This window comes from Maribacter stanieri (assembly GCF_900112245.1).
Taxonomy (GTDB): Bacteria; Bacteroidota; Bacteroidia; order Flavobacteriales; family Flavobacteriaceae; genus Maribacter; species Maribacter stanieri.
The window spans coordinates 359,856-383,247 of record NZ_FOYX01000001.1; the positions used below are offsets into that span (position 1 = coordinate 359,856).

Genomic DNA, 23,392 nt, shown 5'->3' on the forward strand with positions numbered 1-23,392 from the left:
TTGGCTGTTGGCTGTTGGCTGTTGGCTGTTGGCTGTTGGCTGTTGGCTGTTGGCTGTTGGCTGTTGGCTGTTGGCTGTTGGCTGTTGGCTGTTGGAAAATAAAAATTTATTTTCCAACTACAAGGCTATCAAGAGCTCTAAAAACAATCAAACAGATTGCTTCATCAATTTCGATTATATCTCGTTTCCTCGTAATGACAAGACACTTATAATTCTTCGGGAGCAAGTTCTACTTCTAGTCCGTCCATATCTTCAGTGATATGTAATTGACAGCCTAAACGTGAATTATCTTTTACGTTGAAAGCTTCAGATAACATAGCTTCTTCATCATCACCCATTTCAGGAAGTTCAGTATCTGACAATACATAACATTGACATGAAGCACACATAGCCATACCTCCACAAATACCAATTGTACCTTCTGGCGCTAATTCGTATGAACGAACTACTTCCATTAAATTCATGTTCATATCCGTTGGGGCATCTATCTCGTGCAACACTCCATCGCGGTCAGTTATTTTTATTTTGATATCAGTCATTTATAGAATTTAGTAGTTAGGGTTTAGTGAACTAGTTTATATCATGGATTGAATTAGTCCGTAAAGCATTCTAGAAATTTCATTTGACTTATCAATTAATTCAACTGTTTTTCTTATAAATAATTCACGCTTCAAGTTTAAAGATTTTTTAAAAACTAAAACTCCTAAATCTTGTGATTTTTACCACACCTTTAAATCTTCTAAAAGCTGATTCGTCATCACACTAAATAACAATTTTACTAAAAAACTTATTCACTAAACTATTCAATCGCTTTCACTACGGCTTTTGGCGCTTCTTTTTTAGTTCCGTCAAAACCGCTTACACCACCTACGGTTGTGTATTTCATCACATATTTTTTATCTGGATGAATTTTTTGAAAAGCACTTTGGCACATTAGCGTTGCTTCGTGGAAACCACAAAGAATCAACTTTAATTTACCGGGATAGGTATTTACATCGCCAATGGCATAAATTCCAGGAATGTTTGTTTGATAATCGAATGTATCTACTTTGATTGCATTTTTTTCAATTTCTAATCCCCAATCTCCAATCGGTCCAAGTTTTGGTGAGAGTCCGAATAAAGGAATAAAATCATCTACCTCTAAAACAAGTTCTTCGTTATCATCAGAAATCTTTCTGATTAGAACAGATTCCAATTGCGTATCACCATTAAGACCAATAATCTCTGCAGGTGTAATTAAATTTAATTTTCCTTTATCCTTTAGTTCTTGAACTTTTTCAACAGAGTCCAAGGCTCCTCTAAATTCATTTCTTCTATGTACCAAAGTCACTTGCGATGCTACATCTGCCAAGAAAATACTCCAATCTAAAGCAGAATCACCACCACCTGCAATAATCACTTTTTTATCGCGATATACCTCAGGATCTTTAATCATATAGGCAACACCGTTGTCTTCAAATTTTGACAAATTTTCTAACAATGGTTTTCTAGGCTCAAAACTTCCCAAACCTCCAGCAATAGCAACTACTGGCGCATGGTGTTCCGTTCCTTTATTAGTGGTCACCACAAATGTACCGTCTTCTAATTTTTTGATGGTCTCAGCGCGTTCACCCAGAGTAAAGCCTGGTTGAAAAGATTTAATCTGTTCCATTAAATTATCTACCAAATCACCCGCCAATACCTCTGGAAAACCAGGAATATCATAAATAGGTTTTTTAGGATAGATTTCTGAACATTGACCACCTGCCTGTGGCAAGGCATCAATTAAATGGCATTTTAGTTTTAGGAGTCCTGCTTCAAAAACGGCAAAAAGACCCGTAGGTCCTGCGCCAATTATCAATATATCGGTCTTAATCATTACTTCAATTCTTTGTAATACCTTTCAAAATTATCAATCTATAGTTTTATAAATCATGACAATTATCAGAATTTAAGCTTCTATATTAATTACTTCTTGTATCTGGGGAGCATATTTTTTTATAGTCATTTCAACACCACTTTTCAGTGTCATTTGATTTACACTACAACCAACACAAGCCCCTTCTAATCTAACTTTAACAGAAGATTCATCATCAATAGATATCAACGTAATGTCACCACCATCGCTTTGTAAAAAAGGTCTGATTTCTTCTAGTGCTTTTTCAACATTCAATTTTAGTTCAGCTGATGTCATATCTATTTTTTATTAACTGGCGAGCAACCCGCCATTGTTGTAATCTTTATAGCTTCTGTAGGTGGCATTGTCTTATTTCTAGCAACAACCTCACTAACAACCTTTTTAGTCAATTCTTCAAAAGCTTTCTCTATTGGAGTTCCTTCTTGTAAGGCTGCCGGTCTACCAACATCACCAGCTTCTCGTATACTTTGTACCAATGGCATTTCACCAAGGAAAGGTACCTGCAAATCTTCTGCAAGATGCTTGGCTCCTTCTTTACCGAAAATATAGTATTTATTCTCTGGTAACTCTGCTGGTGTAAAGTAGGCCATATTCTCTACAATTCCCAATACTGGTACGTTTATAGAGTCTTGCTGAAACATCGCTACCCCTTTTCTAGCATCTGCCAAAGCAACTTCTTGAGGTGTACTTACTACAACCGCTCCCGTAATTGGTAAAGATTGCATAATACTTAAATGAATATCTCCAGTGCCCGGTGGTAAATCAATTAGCATAAAATCTAAATCTCCCCAGTGTGCATCAAAAATCATTTGGTTCAATGCTTTAGATGCCATAGGTCCTCTCCATATTACCGCTTGGTCTCTTTGTGTAAAAAAACCAATTGATAATAATTTAACGCCATAACTTTCTACCGGCTTCATTTTAGATTTTCCATCTATGTTCACCGCAAGTGGTTTGTCATTTGCCACATCGAACATTATTGGCATTGACGGTCCATAAATATCAGCATCTAAAAGTCCAACTTTAAAGCCCATTTTAGCCAAAGTCACAGCAAGGTTTGCGGTAACGGTAGATTTGCCTACCCCTCCTTTACCAGAAGCAACGGCAATAATATTGGTAATACCAGGAATTGGTTTCCCCTTTATCTCGTTCGTCTTTGGTTTTGCAGCTGGTGCATCAACCTTAACGTTTATTTTAATTTTTGCCTTTTCGTAAACCTCTTTGTGTATGATTTTTAAAATCTCCACTTCGGTCTTTTTACGTGCCTGTAAACTTGGATTTGTAATGGTAATATCAACTTCAACCTCATCACCAAAAATCTGAATATTGGTAACAGCTCCGCTTTCTACCATGTTCTGACCTTCCCCAGGAACCGTAATGTGTTCCAAAGCTTTTAAGATGTCCTTTTTATCTATCTTCATTATATAAATTCATTCTAAACAACAAAGATAATCCTTAGTTATTAGATTAGGAAGCTAGCGTATTGAAAATGAATATGCCATTATAAATAGAACCTCTTATTAGTAAATATTCATTTATTGATTATTTATGATTTTGAGGTCAAAAGAAACTATCTAAAAACTGTAAATTAGAATCTTCTTTAAAATTCAACCAATGTACCAGCCTGTAAAAAGAACTCCGCTTCTATTAACTTTCGTATTTATTATTCTAATAGCTACTGCTTGCTCTAGCTCAAAAAATGAATTTTCTAAAAAGGATGTAAAACGATCTCAAAAACTAGCGGGATTAGATTTTGATAAGAAATATATAGATACACTTTATCCATATTTAAAAAGAAATAAAGAAGGATATGATACTTTAAGAAAATACACTTTAGATAACAATGTAATACCTGCTGTTCGGTTTAACCCATTACCTTTAAACTTCACCCCGAAAGAACAAGCTGGGTTTCCTGAATGGGAGATTCCGAATGATGTGCAATTACCTGCTAAAGAGGCAGACCTTGCATTTTACTCCATACCTCAGCTCGCCTCCCTCATCAAAAACAAAAAAATTAGCTCTTATGAACTGACGCAGTTTTTTATTGAGCGATTAAAAAAATATAATCCCCTACTCCAATGCACTATAACTATTACCGAAGAAATGGCGCTGGAACAAGCCAAAGTATTGGATGCCGAACTTGCTGCCGGAAACTATCGCGGAATTTTGCATGGCATACCTTACGGTGTAAAAGATTTAATGGCCGTAGAAGGGTACAAAACCACATGGGGAGCAGAACCTTACCGTAATCAACAAATTGAAATGACAGCAACTGTAGTAGAGAAATTACAGGCTGCCGGTGGCGTTTTAGTCGCTAAACTTGTTTCTGGCTCTTTAGCTCGTGGTGATGTGTGGTTTGATGGAAAAACCAAAAATCCGTGGGATACCGAGCAAGGTGCTACAGGATCTTCTGCAGGATCGGGCTCGGCAACCTCCGCAGGATTAGTTCCTTTTGCCTTGGGTACAGAAACACTTGGCTCTATTACATCACCAAGTAACCGAAATGGAATAACAGGTTTACGACCAACATATGGTAGAGTAAGTAGACACGGAGTGATGAGTTTAAGCTGGTCTATGGACAAAGTTGGTCCTATGGCAAGAAGTGCCAAAGACTGCGCTATTGTATATAGTGTAATTACCGGTAAAGATTCAAAGGATGGTATGACTACCGATTTCCCAGACGGATTTGAACCCAAAAAAAATTACAAAACACTTCGCGTTGCATATCTAAAAAAGGATATTGACAAAGACACCTCGCTTAGTAAAGACAACTTAGAAAAGGCATTGAAGACTTTTAAAGAAATGGGAATTACGCTAGACGAAGTAGAATTACCAAAGGATATTCCCTACAATAGTTTTGATGTGATATTACGAGCTGAGGCAGGAGCTTTTTTCGACGATTTGGTACGTTCTGAAAATGTTGATAAAATGGTGGAGCAAGATCAACGCTCTAGAGCAAATTCTTTGCGTCAAGCGCGTTTTATTCCTGCAGTGGAATATTTACAAGCTAACCGTCACCGACAAGTGCTTATTGAAAAAATGCAGGCTATCATGAAAGATTATGATGTGCTGATCTCTCCTACATTTGGCAACAAACAATTAATTATCACCAATCTTACCGGACACCCGGTTATTGCAATTCCAACAGGATTGGATAAAGAAAAACACCCTACCAGTATCACCTTAGTTGGTAATTTATATGACGAAGCCAGTATACTTTTATTAGCCAAGGCTTTTCAAGACCAAACTGAGTTTGACGAAATGCATCCTGAAGGGTATGCGGATTAGTGGTTGTTGGTTGTTGGTTGTTAGAATACCGCATTTTTTTTCAGGTGGGAACTATTTGTTTTCAAAAGGTTCGCGACAGTTCTCCTGAGCTTAGCCGAAGTACACCCATTATTCAATAAAAAATTGAATAATGGGAACACGAACTGACATTCGGAAATAAATTCTAACCTATAAGTTTTCAACTACGCTCGAAATAACATTCCGTAGAAATTTAAATCTTTCTACCATCTAAAAGGTTGATAATTCTTGAACCGTACTCCGCATTTTTCTCCGAATGCGTTACTTGAATAATCGTAACTCCGTCCTCTTCATTTAGCTTCTTAAAAAGCTCCATAATTTCTTCGCTTTGCTGTGAGTTAAGATTTCCGGTCGGCTCATCTGCCAATATCAATTTTGGCTTACCAATCAATGCACGGGCTACGCCCACTAATTGCTGTTGACCACCACTTAACTGTGTTGGGAATAAATCTTTTTTACCGACAATATTGAATCTATCTAGCATATCAGCTACCAAAGCCTTGCGTTCAGAGCTTTTTATCTTTTTGTACAACAATGGCATTTCTAGATTTTCTTCCACCGTTAAATCATCTAACAAATGATATGATTGAAATACAAAGCCGATATACTCTTTATACAAATTAGAGCGATATTTTTCTTTTAGGGTATGAACAGATTCGCTCAAGAAACCATATTCTCCTTCATCAAAAGTATCTAACATTCCTATAACATTTAGCAATGTAGACTTCCCTGAACCAGACGGTCCCATAATGGATATAAATTCCCCTTCTTCTACTTCTAGATTAATATCTTTCAACAAAAATACGCGCTGACCGCCTTGTTGTACCCACTTGAAAATATTTTTTAATTGTAATAACATGTTTTATATAGTGTATTAGTTTGTTAGTGAAATAGTGTGTTAGTTGGTTGTTGATTAATGTCTTGATTATTACTCTGTTCGTAAACTTTTTACAGGGTTGGCCATCGCCGATTTTATAGTTTTAATAGTCATAATTAATAATGAGACGACTACCATTGCTATACCGCTCAGAGCAAAAATCCACCAGCTTAAATCTGTTTTAGTTGCAAATTCTTCTAACCAATTATGTAGTCCGTACCATGCAATCGGTGCTGCAATTACAAAAGCGATGAAAACCAGTTTTAAAAAATCTTTTGACAATAAATAATTTAATTGGAATAGATTGGCCCCGAGTATTTTTCGGATTCCTATTTCTTTTCTTCTGCGTTCGGTTGTGTGTATAACCAAACCTAATAAACCTAAACAACTAATAAGAATTGCCAACCCAGTTGCCCATTGTAAGAGTATCGATGTTTTTTGCTCACTTTCATAAAACTGCTTAACAGTATCATCCATAAAAGCATATTCAAAATCAGATTCTGGATATATATCCTTCCAAATATTTTCTATTCCATAGATAGTTTTAGACCAATCAGCTGTTTCATTACTATTTAATTTAAAATGAATGGTTTTGTATTGTGTCCATTTACCACTGTAAGAACTGCCTGTTAATGCCATCGGTGCTACACCGTATTTTAAAGAGTGTTGATTAAAATCTTCCATGACTCCAACTATAGGCAAATTATCACCATCAACTATTAAATTTTTTCCGACTATATCTACAGCATTTTCTAAACCTACAGCTTTCAAATATGATTTATTCACCACGTACTCACTTATAGAATCATTCAAAGGCATTCTACCGGCTAGTAGCTTTAAATTATATAAATCAAAATAGTTGGCAGTACCATACATTAGGTGTAGATATGAATTTACTTCTGTACTATCTTTTATGTATTTCACATCCATGGTCATAGTAGAAAATGAAGCGGGAGGATTACCTGCGAGTACCACATTTGATATGCCTGCCAAATCCTGTATTCTATTTACAAATCTTGTTCGTTTTACAGCCGATGTATCTTGCCATGGAGTTTTAAAATATGCAATTGCCTCTGTCTTAAAGCCCATGTCCTTTTTCATAATATAGTTCAACTGCTTACCTACCATCAGCGTAGCTATAATAAACACTTGCGCAATTACAAATTGAAATACCGTCAAATACTTTCTTAAAGAGCCTTTATCAGAATTAGGTATGATTTGCTGTTTAAATACTGAAACAGGTTTGTATTTAGACATAACTAAAGCAGGATAAAAACCAGATAAAACCGTTACTAAAAAAAGTAACAGAAAAACACCTGACAATAACCATGGGTTTAAAAAAATATCGAAACTTAATCCGGCAGGAATAAAATCTAAAAATAAAATTAATAGCCATTTTGAGATAAATATTGAAAGTACTGCTGCCGATAATGTCAATAAAAATGTTTCCCCTAAATATTGATAAACCAATTGCAATCTAGAACTCCCTAAGGTTTTCCTAATCCCAATTTCTTTCGCTCTTTTTATTGCTTGAGCCGTATTTAAATTAATGAAGTTAATACATCCTAATATCAATAAAATAAATGCTAATAATAGAAGACTTTTTAACGCCGCCTTTGTTCTTCTACTATCATTAAAATCGAAGGTTCCATAATTAGGGTTTAGATGAATATCGCTTAAAGGCTGTAACATGAACCTTCTTTTACTAGCACCCGAATGCGAATTTTCTGGTTCATCATGTTCTTTTGCAATTCGTGTTAGTGTTTTTTGAACATTATTTGTAATAGCATTTTCTGAAAGTTTAAGAAATAATTGAGATGCTGAATTTGTATTGTCCCATCCTGATTCATTTATCGCATTGGTCATATCTTGTCTAGCCGCTGTTTTCAAAGAAATAAATTCTTCAAAAACTATGTCTGTACGACCATCAAAACCATCAACAATACCTGAAACAGTAGCATGGATACTATCATTATAAACAAGCGACTTCCCTACAACGTTACTTGGTTCTTGATTTGGAAAATATTTTATGGCTCGTTCTTTAGTCAACACCACCATATTTGGCTCTTCCAAAGCACTATTTGAATCGCCCGCCAACCAATCATAGTCAAATGTTTTAAAATATGAAGGTTCTGTATAAATCACAAAATCGGGGTCTTTGAATTTATTCCCAGTTTCTTGATTTGCAACATGTAAGGGATACGTAGTAAAGAATGGAGCGACCGTTTCAATCTCATCAGTTCTCAAATCTTTTAGCTCTTGTGCCAAAGGAACCGTTACTCCCGCATTATAAAACACACCCAACGCACCTTCAAACGAAGATGTGACCCTATAAATTCTATCACCATCAGTATGAAATTTATCAAAAGTAAGGTCGTAAAAAACCATAGCACCAATTACGAATGAAGCACTTAAACCAATAGAAAGACCCAATATATTAATCAGGGAAAATGTCTTATTTTTCCAAATATTACGAAAAGCTATTTTTAAATAATTACGTAGCATATTAGTTTAGTTTTACTCTGTTCGTAAACTTTTTACAGGGTTGGCCATCGCTGATTTTATCGCCTGTATGCCTAATGTAAATGCCGTTATGAAGAAGGCAATACTTCCTGCCAAAGCAAACATCCACCATTGAATGGAAATACTATAGGCAAAGCTACCCAGCCAAGCACTCATCATATACCACGCAATTGGAAAAGCAATTAAAGCTCCAATACCTACCAAAATTATATAATCCTTTGAAAGCAACACGACTATTTTTAGTACCCCAGCACCTAAGACTTTACGTATACCAATCTCTTTAATTCGTCTTTTTGCCATAAATGAAATAAGACCGAACATACCTAAACAAGATATAAATATGGTTAGCAATGCAACCACGTTTACTGTTTTTAGCATTCCATCAATTAATCGATATTGTCCACTTACTTTATCACTTAAATCACCTTGGGCATAATTTTTTCTGGAATCTATTTTAGCAAAAGCAGCCGCTATTATGTTCTTTATTTCTTTTTCCTTTCCATCAACAACCCGGACTGTTAGGTAGCGATGTTTGGCTAAATTCTCTTCATCTCTATAATAATGTACCAGAGGTTCTACCGCATTTTGTAAATCTTGATAGTGAAAATCTTTCATTACCCCAACAATAGGGTTACCTATGAAATCGCTGTTTTTATATTTCAATCGTTTTCCCTCTATTGTTGTCCAACCAAAAGCTTCCATGGCACTACGATTAATAATAACCGGCGTTTCTTCTCCATTGTCAATATCACTGTCAAAATCTCTTCCTTCTATCAGCGGAATCTGTAGTGTTTTCAAGTAACCATCATCTGTATATGACCTTCTAAAACGAACATCTGCCTCTGTATTTGGGTCATAAAATGTGGTATAATTGAAATAATAATCTGAAGGAACTGACTGGCTCGTACTAACATAGGTTACATACGGATTGGCTTCTAAATCATTTAACAGCCCTTTAAAACTAGAGTTGGCGGCATCCATATTCTTATAATCAAGGTCTATATTACCTACAATTACATGATCACGCTCGAAACCCAAGTCTGCCTTTTTCATGAACCCGATCTGACTGTTTAAAATAATTGCAATACAGATAAAAAGTATGGCTATAGAAAATTGAAGGATGATAAATGAATTACGTAAAATAAAACTTCCCTTAGCGCTATCTATTTTTCCTTTGATACCTTGTGAAACCGGTAAAGAAACAAACCTTAATGTAGGTAATATGCCCACCACCAATGTCACCAAAATACCTAAGACAATCGCACCTAAAATCACCGGATAATCATTTTTAAGGCTAAAATTAATCTCCCCAAAATCTGCCCCAAAGACATCATTCATTTTCGGTAATAAGAATCCGAAGAAAAGTACACTAGAAATAAGTATGGAAAACAATACCAAAATTCCATTTTCAAGGCAAAACTGGGTAATTACCCCTTTACTATTACCTCCCAATATTTTGCGAACTGCAATGTCTTTTGTTCTCCGAAACATAGTAGAGGTATTTAAGTTCAGAAGATTTACTAGCACTAAAAGCAATACAAAAAAAGAAGTGGCGATGTTACCTGCAATAATTATTTCAACCACAGGTATAGAATCCATTCTAACTTCTGAGTGCGGCATAACCTCCATTCTTGAAATTACAGAAGGATCCGCATAATTCTCCTGAACCAATTTGTCTACCTTCTTTTCAAATAACGCAATATCTGTTTCTGGATTTAGCTTTAAGAATATTGGTGAAAAACTATTGTTCCAATTGGTCTGTTGTTTAAATATAGGATTATCCTTTAAAAGTGTATTTGGCAATAAGACACCTAATCTAAAAGAAGAATACGGACTTATAGGTTCTAACACCGCCGTAATAGTAAGGTTTAATGTATCTGCCGCTTTTAGGCTTTTACCAACTGGGTTTTCTTCTCCGAAAAACTGCTTGCTTACCTTATCGGTCAAGACAATAGAATACTTTTCTTTAAATGCAGTGTTATGGTTTCCATATTTTAGAGGTAGTCCAAAAACCTTAAAGAATTCTGGGTCGGCATAAGTTGTTGTATTTTGAAATTCCTTATCCCCTGCTTCTAACCATACATCTCCCCAACCATGCAAGTGCGTACCTGCTTTTACTTCTGGCGAGGTATTTTTTATTTTATCCAACAAAGGGTATACTACTTCATTGTAATCATTACCATCATTTAAATGTGTCTTTAAGTAATAGATATGTTCTTGCTCTGGAATCATGGAATCTGCTACATAATAGGCATACACAGAAAACATGAGCGTTAATACACTACCAATACCTATACTTAAGCCCAAAAGGTTAAGAAAGGAAAGCGTTCTGTTTTTCCACAGATTACGAAAAGATAATTTTAGATGGTTTAATAACATGGTTCGTTTTTTACTCTGTTCTTAAACTTTTTACCGGGTTTGCCCTAGCTGCTCTAACGGTTCTTGTACCAATTGTTAGAAAGGCAATTATTAATGCCAGCGCACCCGCTGCCACAAAATACCAAATACTCAATTCAATTTTGTATGCATAATTTTGGAGCCATTCGCGCATTGCCCACCATGCAATTGGTGAAGCGATTACAAAGGCAATCAAAACTAATTTCAAAAAGTCTTTGGTCAGAATATAGGTAATTGAGGTAACACTGGCCCCAACTACTTTTCTTATGCCTATTTCTTTAGTTCGTTGCGATACTATTAGCAAAGACATTGCGAAGAGCCCCATACAACTTAGCAAAATTGCTATTATAGAACCACTGGCAATCATTTTAGCCGTTGTTTTTTCTTGCTTAAATGTTCTATCTATATTCTCGTCTACAAAAGATCCTAAGAATTCTGCATTAGGTTCTAGTTTTTTCCATGCAGATTCAATTGCAGCATATGAATTGGCCATGTTAGCTGGCGAAACTTTTACAAAACCATAGGTAAGATTTTGTTGCCTACTCATAAAAAAAGTCATTGGCGCAATTTCCCGATCTAAATCTGTGAAATTGTAATCTTTAACAACCCCATAAACAGGATAAAATACACCGTCATCAATCTCTAATTGTGAAATTAGCGGATCTTGTTCTCCTAATTCTTTGGCCATTGCTTCATTGATTACAACCCCTAAGCTATCGCCGGCACTCTCAAAACTTCGTCCGGCAACCACGTTCAATCCTAATGTTTGGATGTATTCATGATTAACCACTAAAAAATTAGTCATTACAATACGACCTTTATATTCAAAACCAATGCCGCTAGAAGACCTACCACCATCTTTTCCTAGGCCCAAATTACTATCAGAACCGCTGACTGAAATTATATCTGGATTACCGCTTAGCTCGTCACGCAACAACTCTACCATATCGTGACTATTACGTTTGCCGTTTAAAGGAAAGGAAACCACCTGTTCTTTATCAAAACCTAAATCCTTATTCCGCATATAATCAATTTGCCCCCATAAGACCAAAGTGCCAACAATCATAAGAATTGCTATGCCAAATTGAAACACCATAAGTACGTTCCTCACCTTATTGCTGCCCGAAGATTCCAATTTTCCTTTTAAAGACTGAATTGTGCCTAAACGGCTCATCAATAGTGCAGGGTAACCACCAACAAGCATGGTAATAACAAGGACTGTTAGTAAAAGTCCTACTAAAAATACAGGTGATAAAAGTAGTTCTGAAGAAATCTGTGTATTGAACATTGACTTAAAATCATTCAAAAAAACTGCACTCAACACCACACCAATAGTTATAGATAATAGAAAAACAAACAAACTTTCGCTCCAAAATTGAAAAAACAGTTGCTGCTTTTGTGCCCCTAAGGTTTTACGCATACCTATTTCCTTTAGGCGTTTTGCCGTCTTTGCAATACTCATGTTTATATAGTTGACACAAGCAATGAACAATATTAATAAAGCTATACCGAAAATGAGGTACGGTCTACTCCTACTCACCTCAACAAATCCGTTTTTAAATTTTGCAAAATGTACATCTTTAAGCGGAACCAGTTTAAGATTTATAAAACGACCATTTTCATCTGCCGTTGCTCCATCTCTTTTTAAACGATTTATACCTTCCTCGTAGTGAAGGTCTATAAAGGGCTCACTACTTTTTTCAAACACCGAGGCCGTCATACCTTCGTCAAGTTCTACATATACCGCGTGATATTGTCTATCCCACGCTTCTTTACTTTCATTATACTCGTTATGACTTTCAAATCTAGCGGCAATTTGAAAATCTAAATTGCTTTGCGGAAGTATATTGTCTGCAATAGCACTTACCGTAAATGGCGTTTCCTGCCCATTTACCAAAAGGTTAAACGTTTTTCCAATAACATCGGTTGACCCAAATAATTTATTTGCCCCATCTTTTGTAACCACAACAGAATTTAAATTCTCTAAGGGGTTCTTATCATTCCCGTTAAGAATAGGAAAGCTGAACATGGAAAAGAATTCTTGGTCTACCCAAATAATATCCATACTTACCTCTTTGTCATTATAGAGCGCAAGCGTTCCATCTTCTACACATCTGGCTATTCGTTTCACTCCAGGTACCTCAGCATATAATGCGGGGGCTAAAGGTGCTGGTTGAACTGTACCTGCTTTTGGCCCTTTAGGAGTTTGTTCTGTACGCACAACCTTATAAATTGAATCGACATTTGCGTGAAAATCATCATACGAAAGTTGAAACATGGCTGCCATTCCCAGCAATATTACCACGGCAAAAGCTATGGATAATCCCACTACATTTAAACCGGTATTCGTTTTATCTTTTATTAAGTTTCGCCAAGCAATTTTTAAATAGTTTTTAAACATGATGAGTGTTTTTTTTAATGATTGATTGATGGTTTATTCTGATCTCAAACTTTTTACAGGGTTACTTAACGCAGACCTGACCGATTGAAAACTGACCGTAACAAGAGCTATAACCAAAGCCGAAATTCCTGCGATGACAAATACCGAATAACTCATATCTATATGAAATGCGAAATTTGACAACCAACGGTCCATAAGCCAATATGCTATAGGGAAAGCAATGAGCATTGCAATAAAAACCAGTTTCACAAAATCTTTGGACAGCATTTGTGTAATACCCACAATACTATCTCCTAAAACCTTACGAATACCAATTTCCTTTTTGCGCTGCTCGCCCACAAATGCTGCCAAACCAAATAGCCCCAAACAGGCAATAAAAATAGCTAGTACAGAAAAAATGATTCCCACTTTAGCTGTGCGTCTTTCTCGCACATATAAATTTTGCAGATTATTATCCAAAAAACTATAATTGAAAGCGGCATTGGGTGCTACAGCTTTAAATATTGTTTCTAACTGATTGATTGTACTACTGTTTCCTGCTGCATTATAACGAACCAGTGCAAAGGATTTGCCTTCCCCTGTATTATTATGAAAAGCATAAGCTCCTATAGGCTCATGTAAGGATGCAAAGTTGAAATCATCGACCACGCCAACAATAGTATTAGGCACTGAAATATGTACCTTTTTTCCAATAGCTTCCTCAGGAGAATATCCAAGATATTCTATCGCTTTTCTGTTTAAGACCACTTCTACAAGAGTATCTTTTTCTTGTTTAAAACTCGGTAATGTTCGCCCAGCAAGTAGTTTTAATTGTAAGACATCAATAACCGAGGCATCGGTTACGTTGGTCTGAATATTAAGTTTTTCTTTATCATCTTCATTTCTACTTAAAGATCTACCGCTCACCTCCATTCCCGGAAACCCCTGCGCTAAGGAGACCGAAGAAACATTACTTAGACCTTTGAGTTCTGACACCAAGGCATCTTTTTTTTCTGAACCTTTTAGTCCATTGATTGAAATAGCTACAACATTCTCGGCATTAAAACCTAACTTTTGATTTCTGATGAACTCCATTTGTTTTGAAATCATCAACACCCCAACAATCAATACTACGGATGCAGCAAATTGAAATACGACCAAGCCTTTTCGTATAAAAACATTGCCCTTACTCTGAACAATGGAGGACTTTAAGACAATACTTGGTTTAAATTGAGACAAGTATAATGCCGGGTAAGATCCGGAGATTAATGTTACCACTAACCAAAGCACAAACAAGCTTATAAAGAATTCAACATTTAACAGTGAATCTGTGCTTAACTCTTGCCCTGTAACAGAATTAAAAATAGGTAAAGCAGTAAAGGTTAATAATACACCGATTATAAGTGAAATAAGCGTCACCAAACCTGTTTCCATATAAAACCGAAATAACAAACTACCTGAAGATGAACCTAAAGTTTTGCTAATGCCTACTTCCTTAGAACGTTTCTGAGAACGAGCTGTTGTCAAATTCATATAGTTAATACTGGCAATCAATAGAATTAAAAGTGCCAAATAAGAGAGGTTACGGACTTCCTTTATATCACCGATTCTATTTGCATACGCATTATCATAACCAGCAGAATATAAATGAACCTTTTTCATGGGTTGTAGGGAAAATGTGTACCACTGATTTTCCTTTTCCATATTCTTATTTAGCATTTCCTGTAACTGTAATTCTGTGGATGCCAAATCTGTATTAGGTTTTAATAAGCAATAGGTTTCAAAGCTGGCATTATACCAAGAAGGATTCTTAAAAAACCATGTGGTTATTCCCGAAGCCATTATATTACAATCTAGTGTGCTGTTATTGGGAAAGTCTTTATAAACCCCAGTTACCTCCAATTCATACTTGCCATCTACAGTAAAGGTTTTGCCTATTGGGTCTATTGCACCAAAATATTGTTTAGCACTTGTTTCAGAAAGTACCGCCGTATTAGGGCGATCCAATGCCCCTTTTGCTTGACCTTTTATAAATGTAACATCGAAAATATTTAAAAGCTCTGCATCTACCCAAAAGAGGTCCTTTTCAGTAAAATTCTGCTCCAACACCCTTAATGACGCAGTACCTCCAAAATCATTCTTTAAAATTCTTGCAGCATATTCGACATTAGCAACATCGGTCATCATAGTTGGTCCAAGTGATGGAGGTACCGTTGCCCAAATTTCTTGACCATTATCACCGTCTGTATGTAACAACACCCGTTGAATATTATCCGCATTGGTATACATGGTATCAAAACTCTGCTCATGCCTTATAAAGATGAACAATATCAAAGTCACTGCTAGTCCGATAGAAAGACCCAAAACATTGATTGCGGAAAACAAGCGGTTCACTTTTAAATTACGCCAAGCGATTTTTAAATAGTTTTTAAACATGATGGTGTTTTTAGCTAATAAATGATTTACTCCGTTCGTAAGCTCTTTACCGGGTTTGCCCTTGCTGCCTTGATCGCCTGAAAACTTACGGTAGCTATGGTTACCAACATAGCACCGGCAATGGCCAAGGCGAAAATCCACCATTTGAGAATTACCCGATACGGATATTCTTGCAACCAACCGTTCATAATAAAATAGGCTATGGGAATAGCAATGAAACAAGAGATGACAACCAACTTTAAAAAGTCTTTTGAAAGCATATTCCATACATTGAATATGGATGCACCCAGCACTTTTCGAACTCCAATTTCCTTTTTTCGTTGTTCTGCTACAAAAGAGGTTAACCCGAAGAGCCCCAAACAGCTTATTAAAATTGCCAACGCTGTAAAAATACCTGAAAGTGTACCTACACGTTCTTCCGATGAAAATTTTTCACCATACTCACTATTAATAAATTCATACTCAAAAGGTATATCTGGAAAATGCTCTTTAAAAACCCTTTCAATGGTAGCAAGGTTTTTACTGGCGCTCTCATTTGGGTTCAATCTTAAATTGTAATAACTAGCATTATCAAAACGATCATACACATATACACCTTGTTTAACCGGCTCGTAAGGCGATTGAGTTATCATATCTTGTACTACACCAATAATCTTTAAAGGTGGTCCTGGATCTTCTTCGCTATCCTCTTTTAGTAACATACCGATAGGGTTTTCCAATCCTAAATATTTCTTTGCAGTTTCATTAATTAATATACCTAATGAATCTGTTGTAAATTCTCTAGAAAAATCTCTTCCTTCCAGAATTTTAAGGTTTAACGATTTTGCATACTCTGGTGAAACTTCTGTCCAAGCTAAATCTTCTTGAAACCCTTCTGGTTTACCATCCCAAGTAAAACCATTTCTGTTTGAATAGATTTTGGTGGTCGGACTACTGGAGGTAGACATTTCACTAACCGCACCCGATTCTATAAATTCTGAACGCATTAAATCATATTTTCCTATGAAATCTTGACTGAATGTGGGAATCTGAATCAATCCTTCTACATCATACCCAACCGGTCGATTCTTAGCATGATTTATTTGCTGCATTACGATGACTGTACCAATTATAAATGCTACAGATACCGTAAACTGTACAACAACTAATATTTTACGTGGCAACCCTGCATACTTACCAACTTTAAAAGTACCTTTTAAAACATCTACCGGTATAAAAGAAGATAAATACAGTGCAGGATAACTACCTGCCAATAAAGAAGTGAATAAAACAAAACCTAAAGAAATCAACCAAAACATTCCATTATCCCAAGGAAAAGTAATTTCCTTTTTTGACAATTCATTAAACCCATTTAAGGATAAAACTACAACTAGCATTGCTAAGAAAAAGGCAAAAAGAACTACTAAAAAAGATTCACTTAAAAACTGATAAATCAATTGACCTCTTTGTGATCCTATTGATTTTCGAATACCTACTTCCTTACCACGCTTCTCTGACCTAGCCGTACTTAAATTCATAAAATTAATACATGCCAAAAGCAATACGAACGCACCAATTATACCAAATAACCACACGTATTTTATGCGACCACCACTTTGCTTACCATTTTCAAAACTGCTACGTAGATACCAGTCCTGCATCGGAAAAAGAAAAAGTTGCGGATTGAATTCAATTAAATCTGGATTAAGATTTTTCTTTGCATCTTTTATGGTTTTTGTAACATTTTCAAATGATGTTTGGTCGGCAATCTGAACGAACATTTGAAAAGAATTGTTACCCCATTGGTCTTCTGCATTACGTATCCATTCATTGTTTGCCAAATACTTTTCCCATGGAATAATAAAATCGGTATCATTGAACGAATTGTTTACAGGTATATCTTTATAAACCGCACTAACATTTAACTTATGTTCATTACTTACCGTAACCGTTTTACCAATTGGGTCTTCGGCACCAAACAAAGCATTGGCAGTAGATTCAGCCAACATGATGGAGTTAATCTCTCGAAGTCCGTCTTTCTCTCCTTTTAAAATTTCTAGACCAAAAAGTTCCGGCCCCACTTGTTGCATATAATTACCTGGTCTTGATATGCTTATATCTCCATATTTTAAATAGTGATCATTGGTCCATGAACACATAATTAAATGCTTAAAATTATCACCGTACCCATCACGCAAGGTTTTTTCTAACGGTCTTGGAATCGCCGGCCCGGTTCCTATTTCGCCATTGAATGTCTGAGATTGAAAGACTTGTGCAATTTTATCTTTATTCTTAAAGTAGCTGTTATAAGAAAGTTCGTCTAAAATCCAAAGGCCGATAATTAACGTTACCGCCATTCCTAAAGCAAGACCGCCCACATTAATGAATGTATAGCCTTTGTTCTTCCAAAGGTTTCGCCAAGCGATTTTTAAATAGTTCTTAAACATGATGAGTGTTTTTGATGATTGATGTTTTTAACTTATGCTACCTTAAAGAGTGTTTTTAATTTGAAATGTTTCATTCTGACCGCAAACTTTTTACAGGGTTTACTATAGCCGCTTTTATACTTTGATAACTTACCGTTACAATAGCCACTACAATTGCTAAAACCGCTGCGAGTACAAAAACTCCAAGTCCTATTTCTATTCTATAAGAGAAATCTTCTAACCACTTATTCATGGCAAACCAACCCAATGGCAAAGAAATGAGAATTGCTACACCTACTAATTTTAGAAAATCTACTGTAAGTCTATAGGAAATCTGACTTACAGTAGCCCCTAATACTTTTCTAACGCCAATTTCTTTTGTACGCTTTTCAGCATTAAAGGCAGCTAATCCAAATAATCCTAAACAAGCAATGAAAATGGATAGAATAGTAAAAATGAAAAATATTTGACTCAGCTTTTGTTCCGAGTTATACGTGGAATAAAATGCTTCGTCCATAAATTGATAATCAAATGGTTGACCAGGTGCCATGCTATTCCAAATATTCTCAATCTCCGCAATTGACTTTGAATAGTCACCACCACTTAACCTTACTGCCATATTCTCTGCGTTATTTTCGATGTGCAATCCTAATGCACCAATATTCTCGCGAAGCGATTTAAAATGAAAATCTTTAACCACCCCAATTATTGTATAGTAGGTAGGGTTTTCCATATCTATTTCTTCGGAAATCCTCATTCCCAAAGCTTCTTGAGCTGTAACGTTCAAAATTGGTAAAGTAGCTTCGTTGATAATAATTGCTGTCGAATCTGATGCATACTGTTTGTTGAAATCGCGCCCAGCTACAACATCCATTTCTAACGTCTTCAAATAATCCATGTCTACATCCCAAGTCTGCATTTGAATTGCATTTTCCTGACTTTTGGTTCCTTCTTGGAAGAAAGAAGTATCTGACCGCCATGATGGTGTAGGGTAAAAATTACTTAGCGTAACATTTTCTACGTTGCCCATTTTAAGAATCTCTTCTTTAAATGCATTTGTTTTAGATCCTAACGGACTAATTTCATTAATCAACAACACCTGGTCTTTTGTAAAACCCAAATCTTTACTCTGTATAAAATTCAATTGCTGAAAAACTACCAACGTACTTACTATAAGAAATACGGAAATTGAAAATTGAAATATTACCAAAGCATTTCTTACCCTACCATTACCTACACTTTCAGATGCTCCACCTTTAAGTGTTTTAACTGGGGTAAACCTAGACATGAAAAAGGCAGGATAACATCCTGAGAAAAGCCCTAATAATATTGTTGCGGCCAATAACAAAAACCAAAACAAGGGTTGTGAAAATGGTATTGCAATAGACTTACCGGTAAATCCGTTAAAAAACGGCAGCGTAATCATGGTAATCAACAAGGCAGCTATTAATGAAATAAAAGCTATTAAACCAGATTCTGTCAAAAATTGAAAAATCAAATTCATTTTATTAGAACCCAATGTTTTTCTTACCCCAACTTCTTTGGCTCTTTTTAATGAGTGAGCCGTAGACAAATTCATGAAATTTACACTTGCCAGAATAATTAAGAATAGCCCAATAAAAGAAAGTATATAAATGTTTTGCATGCTGCTGGTAGCATTCATTTCTGAGCTTCTATCTGAATGCAAATGAATATCTGTCAGCGCTATAGTATGGTAGCGTATATAATTACCAGATGCCGCAAATGATTCTGCAGTCATACCCGGAAAATACTTTTGCGCCCATGGTAACATATACCTTTCTAGCATGCCTTGTAACGGTGCTTGAAAATCTTCAACTTTAGCTTCCGGTATTAATTTTACAAACGTAAAATAGTTGTTGCTACCCCAAAGTTCCTCTCTAGACGCAACATTACCTGCCATAGCCAAAAAGACACTATACTCATTAAAATAAGAGTTTTTAGGCATGTCATCTATTACCCCTGTTACCGTATACGTATCGGAATTATCTAAAAGCATATTTTGCCCTAAAACATCTGTTGACCCAAAGTATTTTTCTGCGGCAGTTTTTGTAAGCACTAATGAATTTGTGCCCGTTAAAGCAGTTTTTGAGTTTCCTGCCAATAAATCAATACCAAAGAATTGAAAGAAAGTTGAATCGGCGTAGGTTACTTTGTTCTCTTTAGAACTTGTTTCACCACCTACCTTTTTTACATACATACTACCCAAAGTTCTAAAACGAACCGTAGACTCTACTTGCGAGTAATCTCTTTTTAAAGCACCAGCCATTGGTGGGGCAGATTCCGCTGCTTTAATTTCTGCACCTCCAAATTTTATATCAGCATCTATTCGATAAATACGATCCGCATCGGCAAACATTTTATCATAGCTCAACTCATCATAGATGTATAATGAAATCATTAGAGCACCGGCCATACCAATAGCAAGTCCAAATGTATTTAAGAAAGTAAAAAAGGCTTGCTTCTTTAAACTTCTCCAAGCAATTTTGATATAGTTTTTAAACATGATTCTCGTTTTTTGATTGGTGTTGACTATTGTTACTTAACTATCAAGGTCTAATTTCATGCCACATCTTTAAATTATTAATTATCAGTTAGTTAAGTATTGAACTAATCTAATAAGTGTAAAATATTTGGACAAAACATGTCTAATATATATACAGTTGAATGTTTAGTTTATAAATACCAATCTGTTACTTTCATTCGGTTCGCAAACTTTTAACCGGGTTTGCAACTGCCGATTTTAAAGATTGAAATCCTACGGTTAAAAAGGTAATAAGCACTGCAAAACTACCTGCCAACGCAAATACCCACCACTGTATATCTATGCGATAAGTGAAATCTTCTAACCAGCGTTGCATAAAGTAATACGCAATTGGTGTTGCTATAACAAGAGCTATAATTACTAGCTTAATAAAGTCTTTCGTCAATAATTGAACTACAGACCCAATACTTGCTCCTAATACCTTACGAATACCAATCTCTTTTTTCTTCTGTTCGGCAACAAATGATACAAGTCCGAAAAGACCTAAGCAACTTATGAGAATGGCTAGAATAGTAAAAACAATAGAAATTTCTCCTAAACGTTTTTCTTCATCATACAATTTCTCTACTTCCTTGTCTACAAAACGATAATCAAAAGGAACATTATTTACCGTTGCTTTCCATTGTTGCTCTAAACTTGTCAATAACTGTTGGTAGTCTGTAGTTTGGGTCTTTATAAATAACCAGTTTGGTTGATTTACCTTCTGTAGAAATAATGGTGCTATCTCATTTTTTAAGGATGCAAAATGATAATCTTTTACAACTCCTATAATCCGCATTTCATCAGTCTCATTTCCAAAACTTTGAATAAGTCTTGCACTTAGTGCATCTTCTTCTTTTATATTAAATGTGCGTAATGTTGCCTGATTAACAATGATTTGATCCGTGGTATCGGCAGGTGTAAAATCTCTACCTACTACTAAAGGAATATTCATAGTTTCAAAATAACCTTCACTAACACCTTGTCTTTTTACAATGGTATTATTCTCTCGATTTCCACCAGGTAAATACAGACCATTATCATTTAATACTACTTCAGACGGTGCATAATTACCACTAGAAATATTTAATACTCCCGGTATATTTAGAAACGATTTTTTCAGAGATTCAAACTTACTAGAAGCTTCGGCTGTACCTATTCTTAATGCCAATAGGTTCTCTTGCTCAAAGCCAAGGTCTTTACTTTGTGTAAACCGAAATTGCTGTGTTACAATAATTACCGTAGCCACTAAACTAATGGATACTACAAATTGAAAAACTACCAATGCTTTTCTAAACGTGCCATTACCCGATTGTAAGATAGTTGCACTTTTTAGGGCATTTATAGGTTTTATGTTTGATAAAATTATTGCAGGATAAATACCCGATACAAACCCTGTAATGAGCCCTAATATTATTAATATAGTACCAATTCGCCAGTTCAATAAATCTTCATAGCCTAAACTAGCGTTGGTCAATTCATTTACCATTGGCAGGAGCAAGATTGTAATAGGAATACTTATGAGCACTGCAAAAAGTGACAGTAACATAGATTCTCCTAAAAACTGTCGCATTAAACTATTGGCACCTGCACCTACCACTTTACGAACCCCAATTTCTTTTGCTCTTTTACTTGCTCTAGCCGTGCTTAGGTTTATAAAATTTATACAAGCAACCAATTGAATAAAGAAGGCTAATGTGAGTAAGAAATACAGATATTTTATATTAGATACTTCATGAATCTGATTTTTTCGACCTTCGGAGTACAGATGAATTTTTGTGATATTTTGTAGGGATAAAATTTTTCTATCCATGCCTGCATCTTTAAGGTCGTCAGCTCCTCTTTCTTGTAAAAAACCTGGAAGCTTACTTTGTAAACCTTCGGCACTACTATTGGGCTTTAATTTCACATAACTATAGACAAAATTATTAGTAGCGAAACTTTTAAACCTCTGAACAAAAGTACCTATCCCCGGGGTACTCATGCTCACTATATAATTGGGGTTTAAGTGCGATTTGCCAAACGATTCATCAAAAACACCTTTTACCGTTAAGGTCTGGGCATCTTCGCCACTACCCCACGTTACCGCCTTGCCCAATGCTTCTTGATTACCGAATAATTTCTTCGCCAACGTAGAAGATAATACCAACGAGAATGGCTCGTCTAAAGCTGTATTCTGGGTACCCTCTACAAATTTATAGGTGAATACCTTGAAAAACGTAGAATCTGCCATATAGACTCTAGGTTCGTAATAAGCATCTTTACTATCGGCAGCGCTAATCAAATTACTAAAAAACACATCTGTTAAGAATGCACGTGTAGCTTCCTCTACTTCAGGAAAATCTTCTTTTATTGCAAAAGCTATTGGCGGCGAAGCGGCTGCCGTATCAAAACCTTCTTTACCATCTCTTTCTATTACCGTTTCTACCCTAAAAATGTTTTCCGCATTTTCATGGTGTTCATCATATCCAAATTGAGAAAAAACATATAACAATATTGCAAGACAACTCACCGTACCTACGGTAAGTCCCAATAAATTGATACTTGTTTGCTGTTTGCTCTTTAACAGGTTTCGCCATGCGATTTTTAGATATTGTTTGAACATGATTTTCGTTTTTTTGATTTGATT

Annotated in this window: 13 protein-coding genes; 1 reads left to right on the forward strand and 12 read right to left on the reverse strand. The window is 35.7% G+C overall.

The genetic code is table 11. The features are described 5' to 3' along the window. Positions 1-206: 206 nt before the first annotated feature. The 4 genes from BM296_RS01550 to BM296_RS01565 all read right to left on the reverse strand — a co-directional run bounded on the left by BM296_RS01550 (position 207) and on the right by BM296_RS01565 (position 3,318). Positions 207-539: a 2Fe-2S iron-sulfur cluster-binding family protein gene (locus BM296_RS01550; RefSeq protein ID WP_027065921.1), complete on the reverse strand. Its 333-nt coding sequence runs from the start codon at positions 537-539 to the stop codon at positions 207-209. A 260-nt stretch (positions 540-799) separates the two neighbouring features. After that, positions 800-1,858 (reverse strand): NAD(P)/FAD-dependent oxidoreductase, encoded by a 1,059-nt coding sequence (locus tag BM296_RS01555; RefSeq protein ID WP_027065919.1) that lies wholly within the window; start codon positions 1,856-1,858, stop codon positions 800-802. Between the two features lie 72 nt (positions 1,859-1,930). Beyond that, positions 1,931-2,173: a NifU family protein gene (locus BM296_RS01560; RefSeq protein WP_027065918.1), complete on the reverse strand. Its 243-nt coding sequence runs from the start codon at positions 2,171-2,173 to the stop codon at positions 1,931-1,933. 2 nt (positions 2,174-2,175) lie between these two features. Next, entirely contained in the window at positions 2,176-3,318 is a 1,143-nt protein-coding gene (locus tag BM296_RS01565; protein ID WP_091900957.1) for an Mrp/NBP35 family ATP-binding protein, read from the reverse strand. A 193-nt stretch (positions 3,319-3,511) separates the two neighbouring features. Here BM296_RS01565 and BM296_RS01570 point away from each other — a divergent pair, with 193 nt between their 5' ends. Then, positions 3,512-5,185, forward strand: coding sequence for an amidase (locus BM296_RS01570; protein ID WP_091900962.1), 1,674 nt, complete (start codon positions 3,512-3,514; stop codon positions 5,183-5,185). Between the two features lie 211 nt (positions 5,186-5,396). On the opposite strand, the gene BM296_RS01575 is transcribed toward BM296_RS01570, so the two are convergent. From BM296_RS01575 to BM296_RS01610, 8 genes are all read right to left on the reverse strand, one after another. Further along, positions 5,397-6,062, reverse strand: coding sequence for an ABC transporter ATP-binding protein (locus BM296_RS01575; protein ID WP_027065915.1), 666 nt, complete (start codon positions 6,060-6,062; stop codon positions 5,397-5,399). A 69-nt stretch (positions 6,063-6,131) separates the two neighbouring features. Beyond that, complete coding sequence (locus tag BM296_RS01580) at positions 6,132-8,585, reverse strand: ABC transporter permease (protein ID WP_091900965.1); 2,454 nt, start codon at positions 8,583-8,585, stop codon at positions 6,132-6,134. A 12-nt stretch (positions 8,586-8,597) separates the two neighbouring features. Then, entirely contained in the window at positions 8,598-10,982 is a 2,385-nt protein-coding gene (locus BM296_RS01585; RefSeq protein WP_091900967.1) for an ABC transporter permease, read from the reverse strand. Positions 10,983-10,992: 10 nt separating this feature from the next. Continuing rightward, positions 10,993-13,401, reverse strand: coding sequence for an ABC transporter permease (locus tag BM296_RS01590; RefSeq protein WP_091900969.1), 2,409 nt, complete (start codon positions 13,399-13,401; stop codon positions 10,993-10,995). Between the two features lie 33 nt (positions 13,402-13,434). Beyond that, a complete protein-coding gene (locus BM296_RS01595; protein WP_091900971.1) occupies positions 13,435-15,816 on the reverse strand; it encodes an ABC transporter permease in 2,382 nt (793 codons plus the stop codon). A 26-nt stretch (positions 15,817-15,842) separates the two neighbouring features. Next, complete coding sequence (locus BM296_RS01600) at positions 15,843-18,242, reverse strand: ABC transporter permease (protein ID WP_091900973.1); 2,400 nt, start codon at positions 18,240-18,242, stop codon at positions 15,843-15,845. Between the two features lie 70 nt (positions 18,243-18,312). Then, positions 18,313-20,745: an ABC transporter permease gene (locus tag BM296_RS01605; RefSeq protein ID WP_091900975.1), complete on the reverse strand. Its 2,433-nt coding sequence runs from the start codon at positions 20,743-20,745 to the stop codon at positions 18,313-18,315. 193 nt (positions 20,746-20,938) lie between these two features. Next, a complete protein-coding gene (locus BM296_RS01610; RefSeq protein WP_091900977.1) occupies positions 20,939-23,368 on the reverse strand; it encodes an ABC transporter permease in 2,430 nt (809 codons plus the stop codon). Between the last annotated feature and the right edge of the window lie 24 nt (positions 23,369-23,392).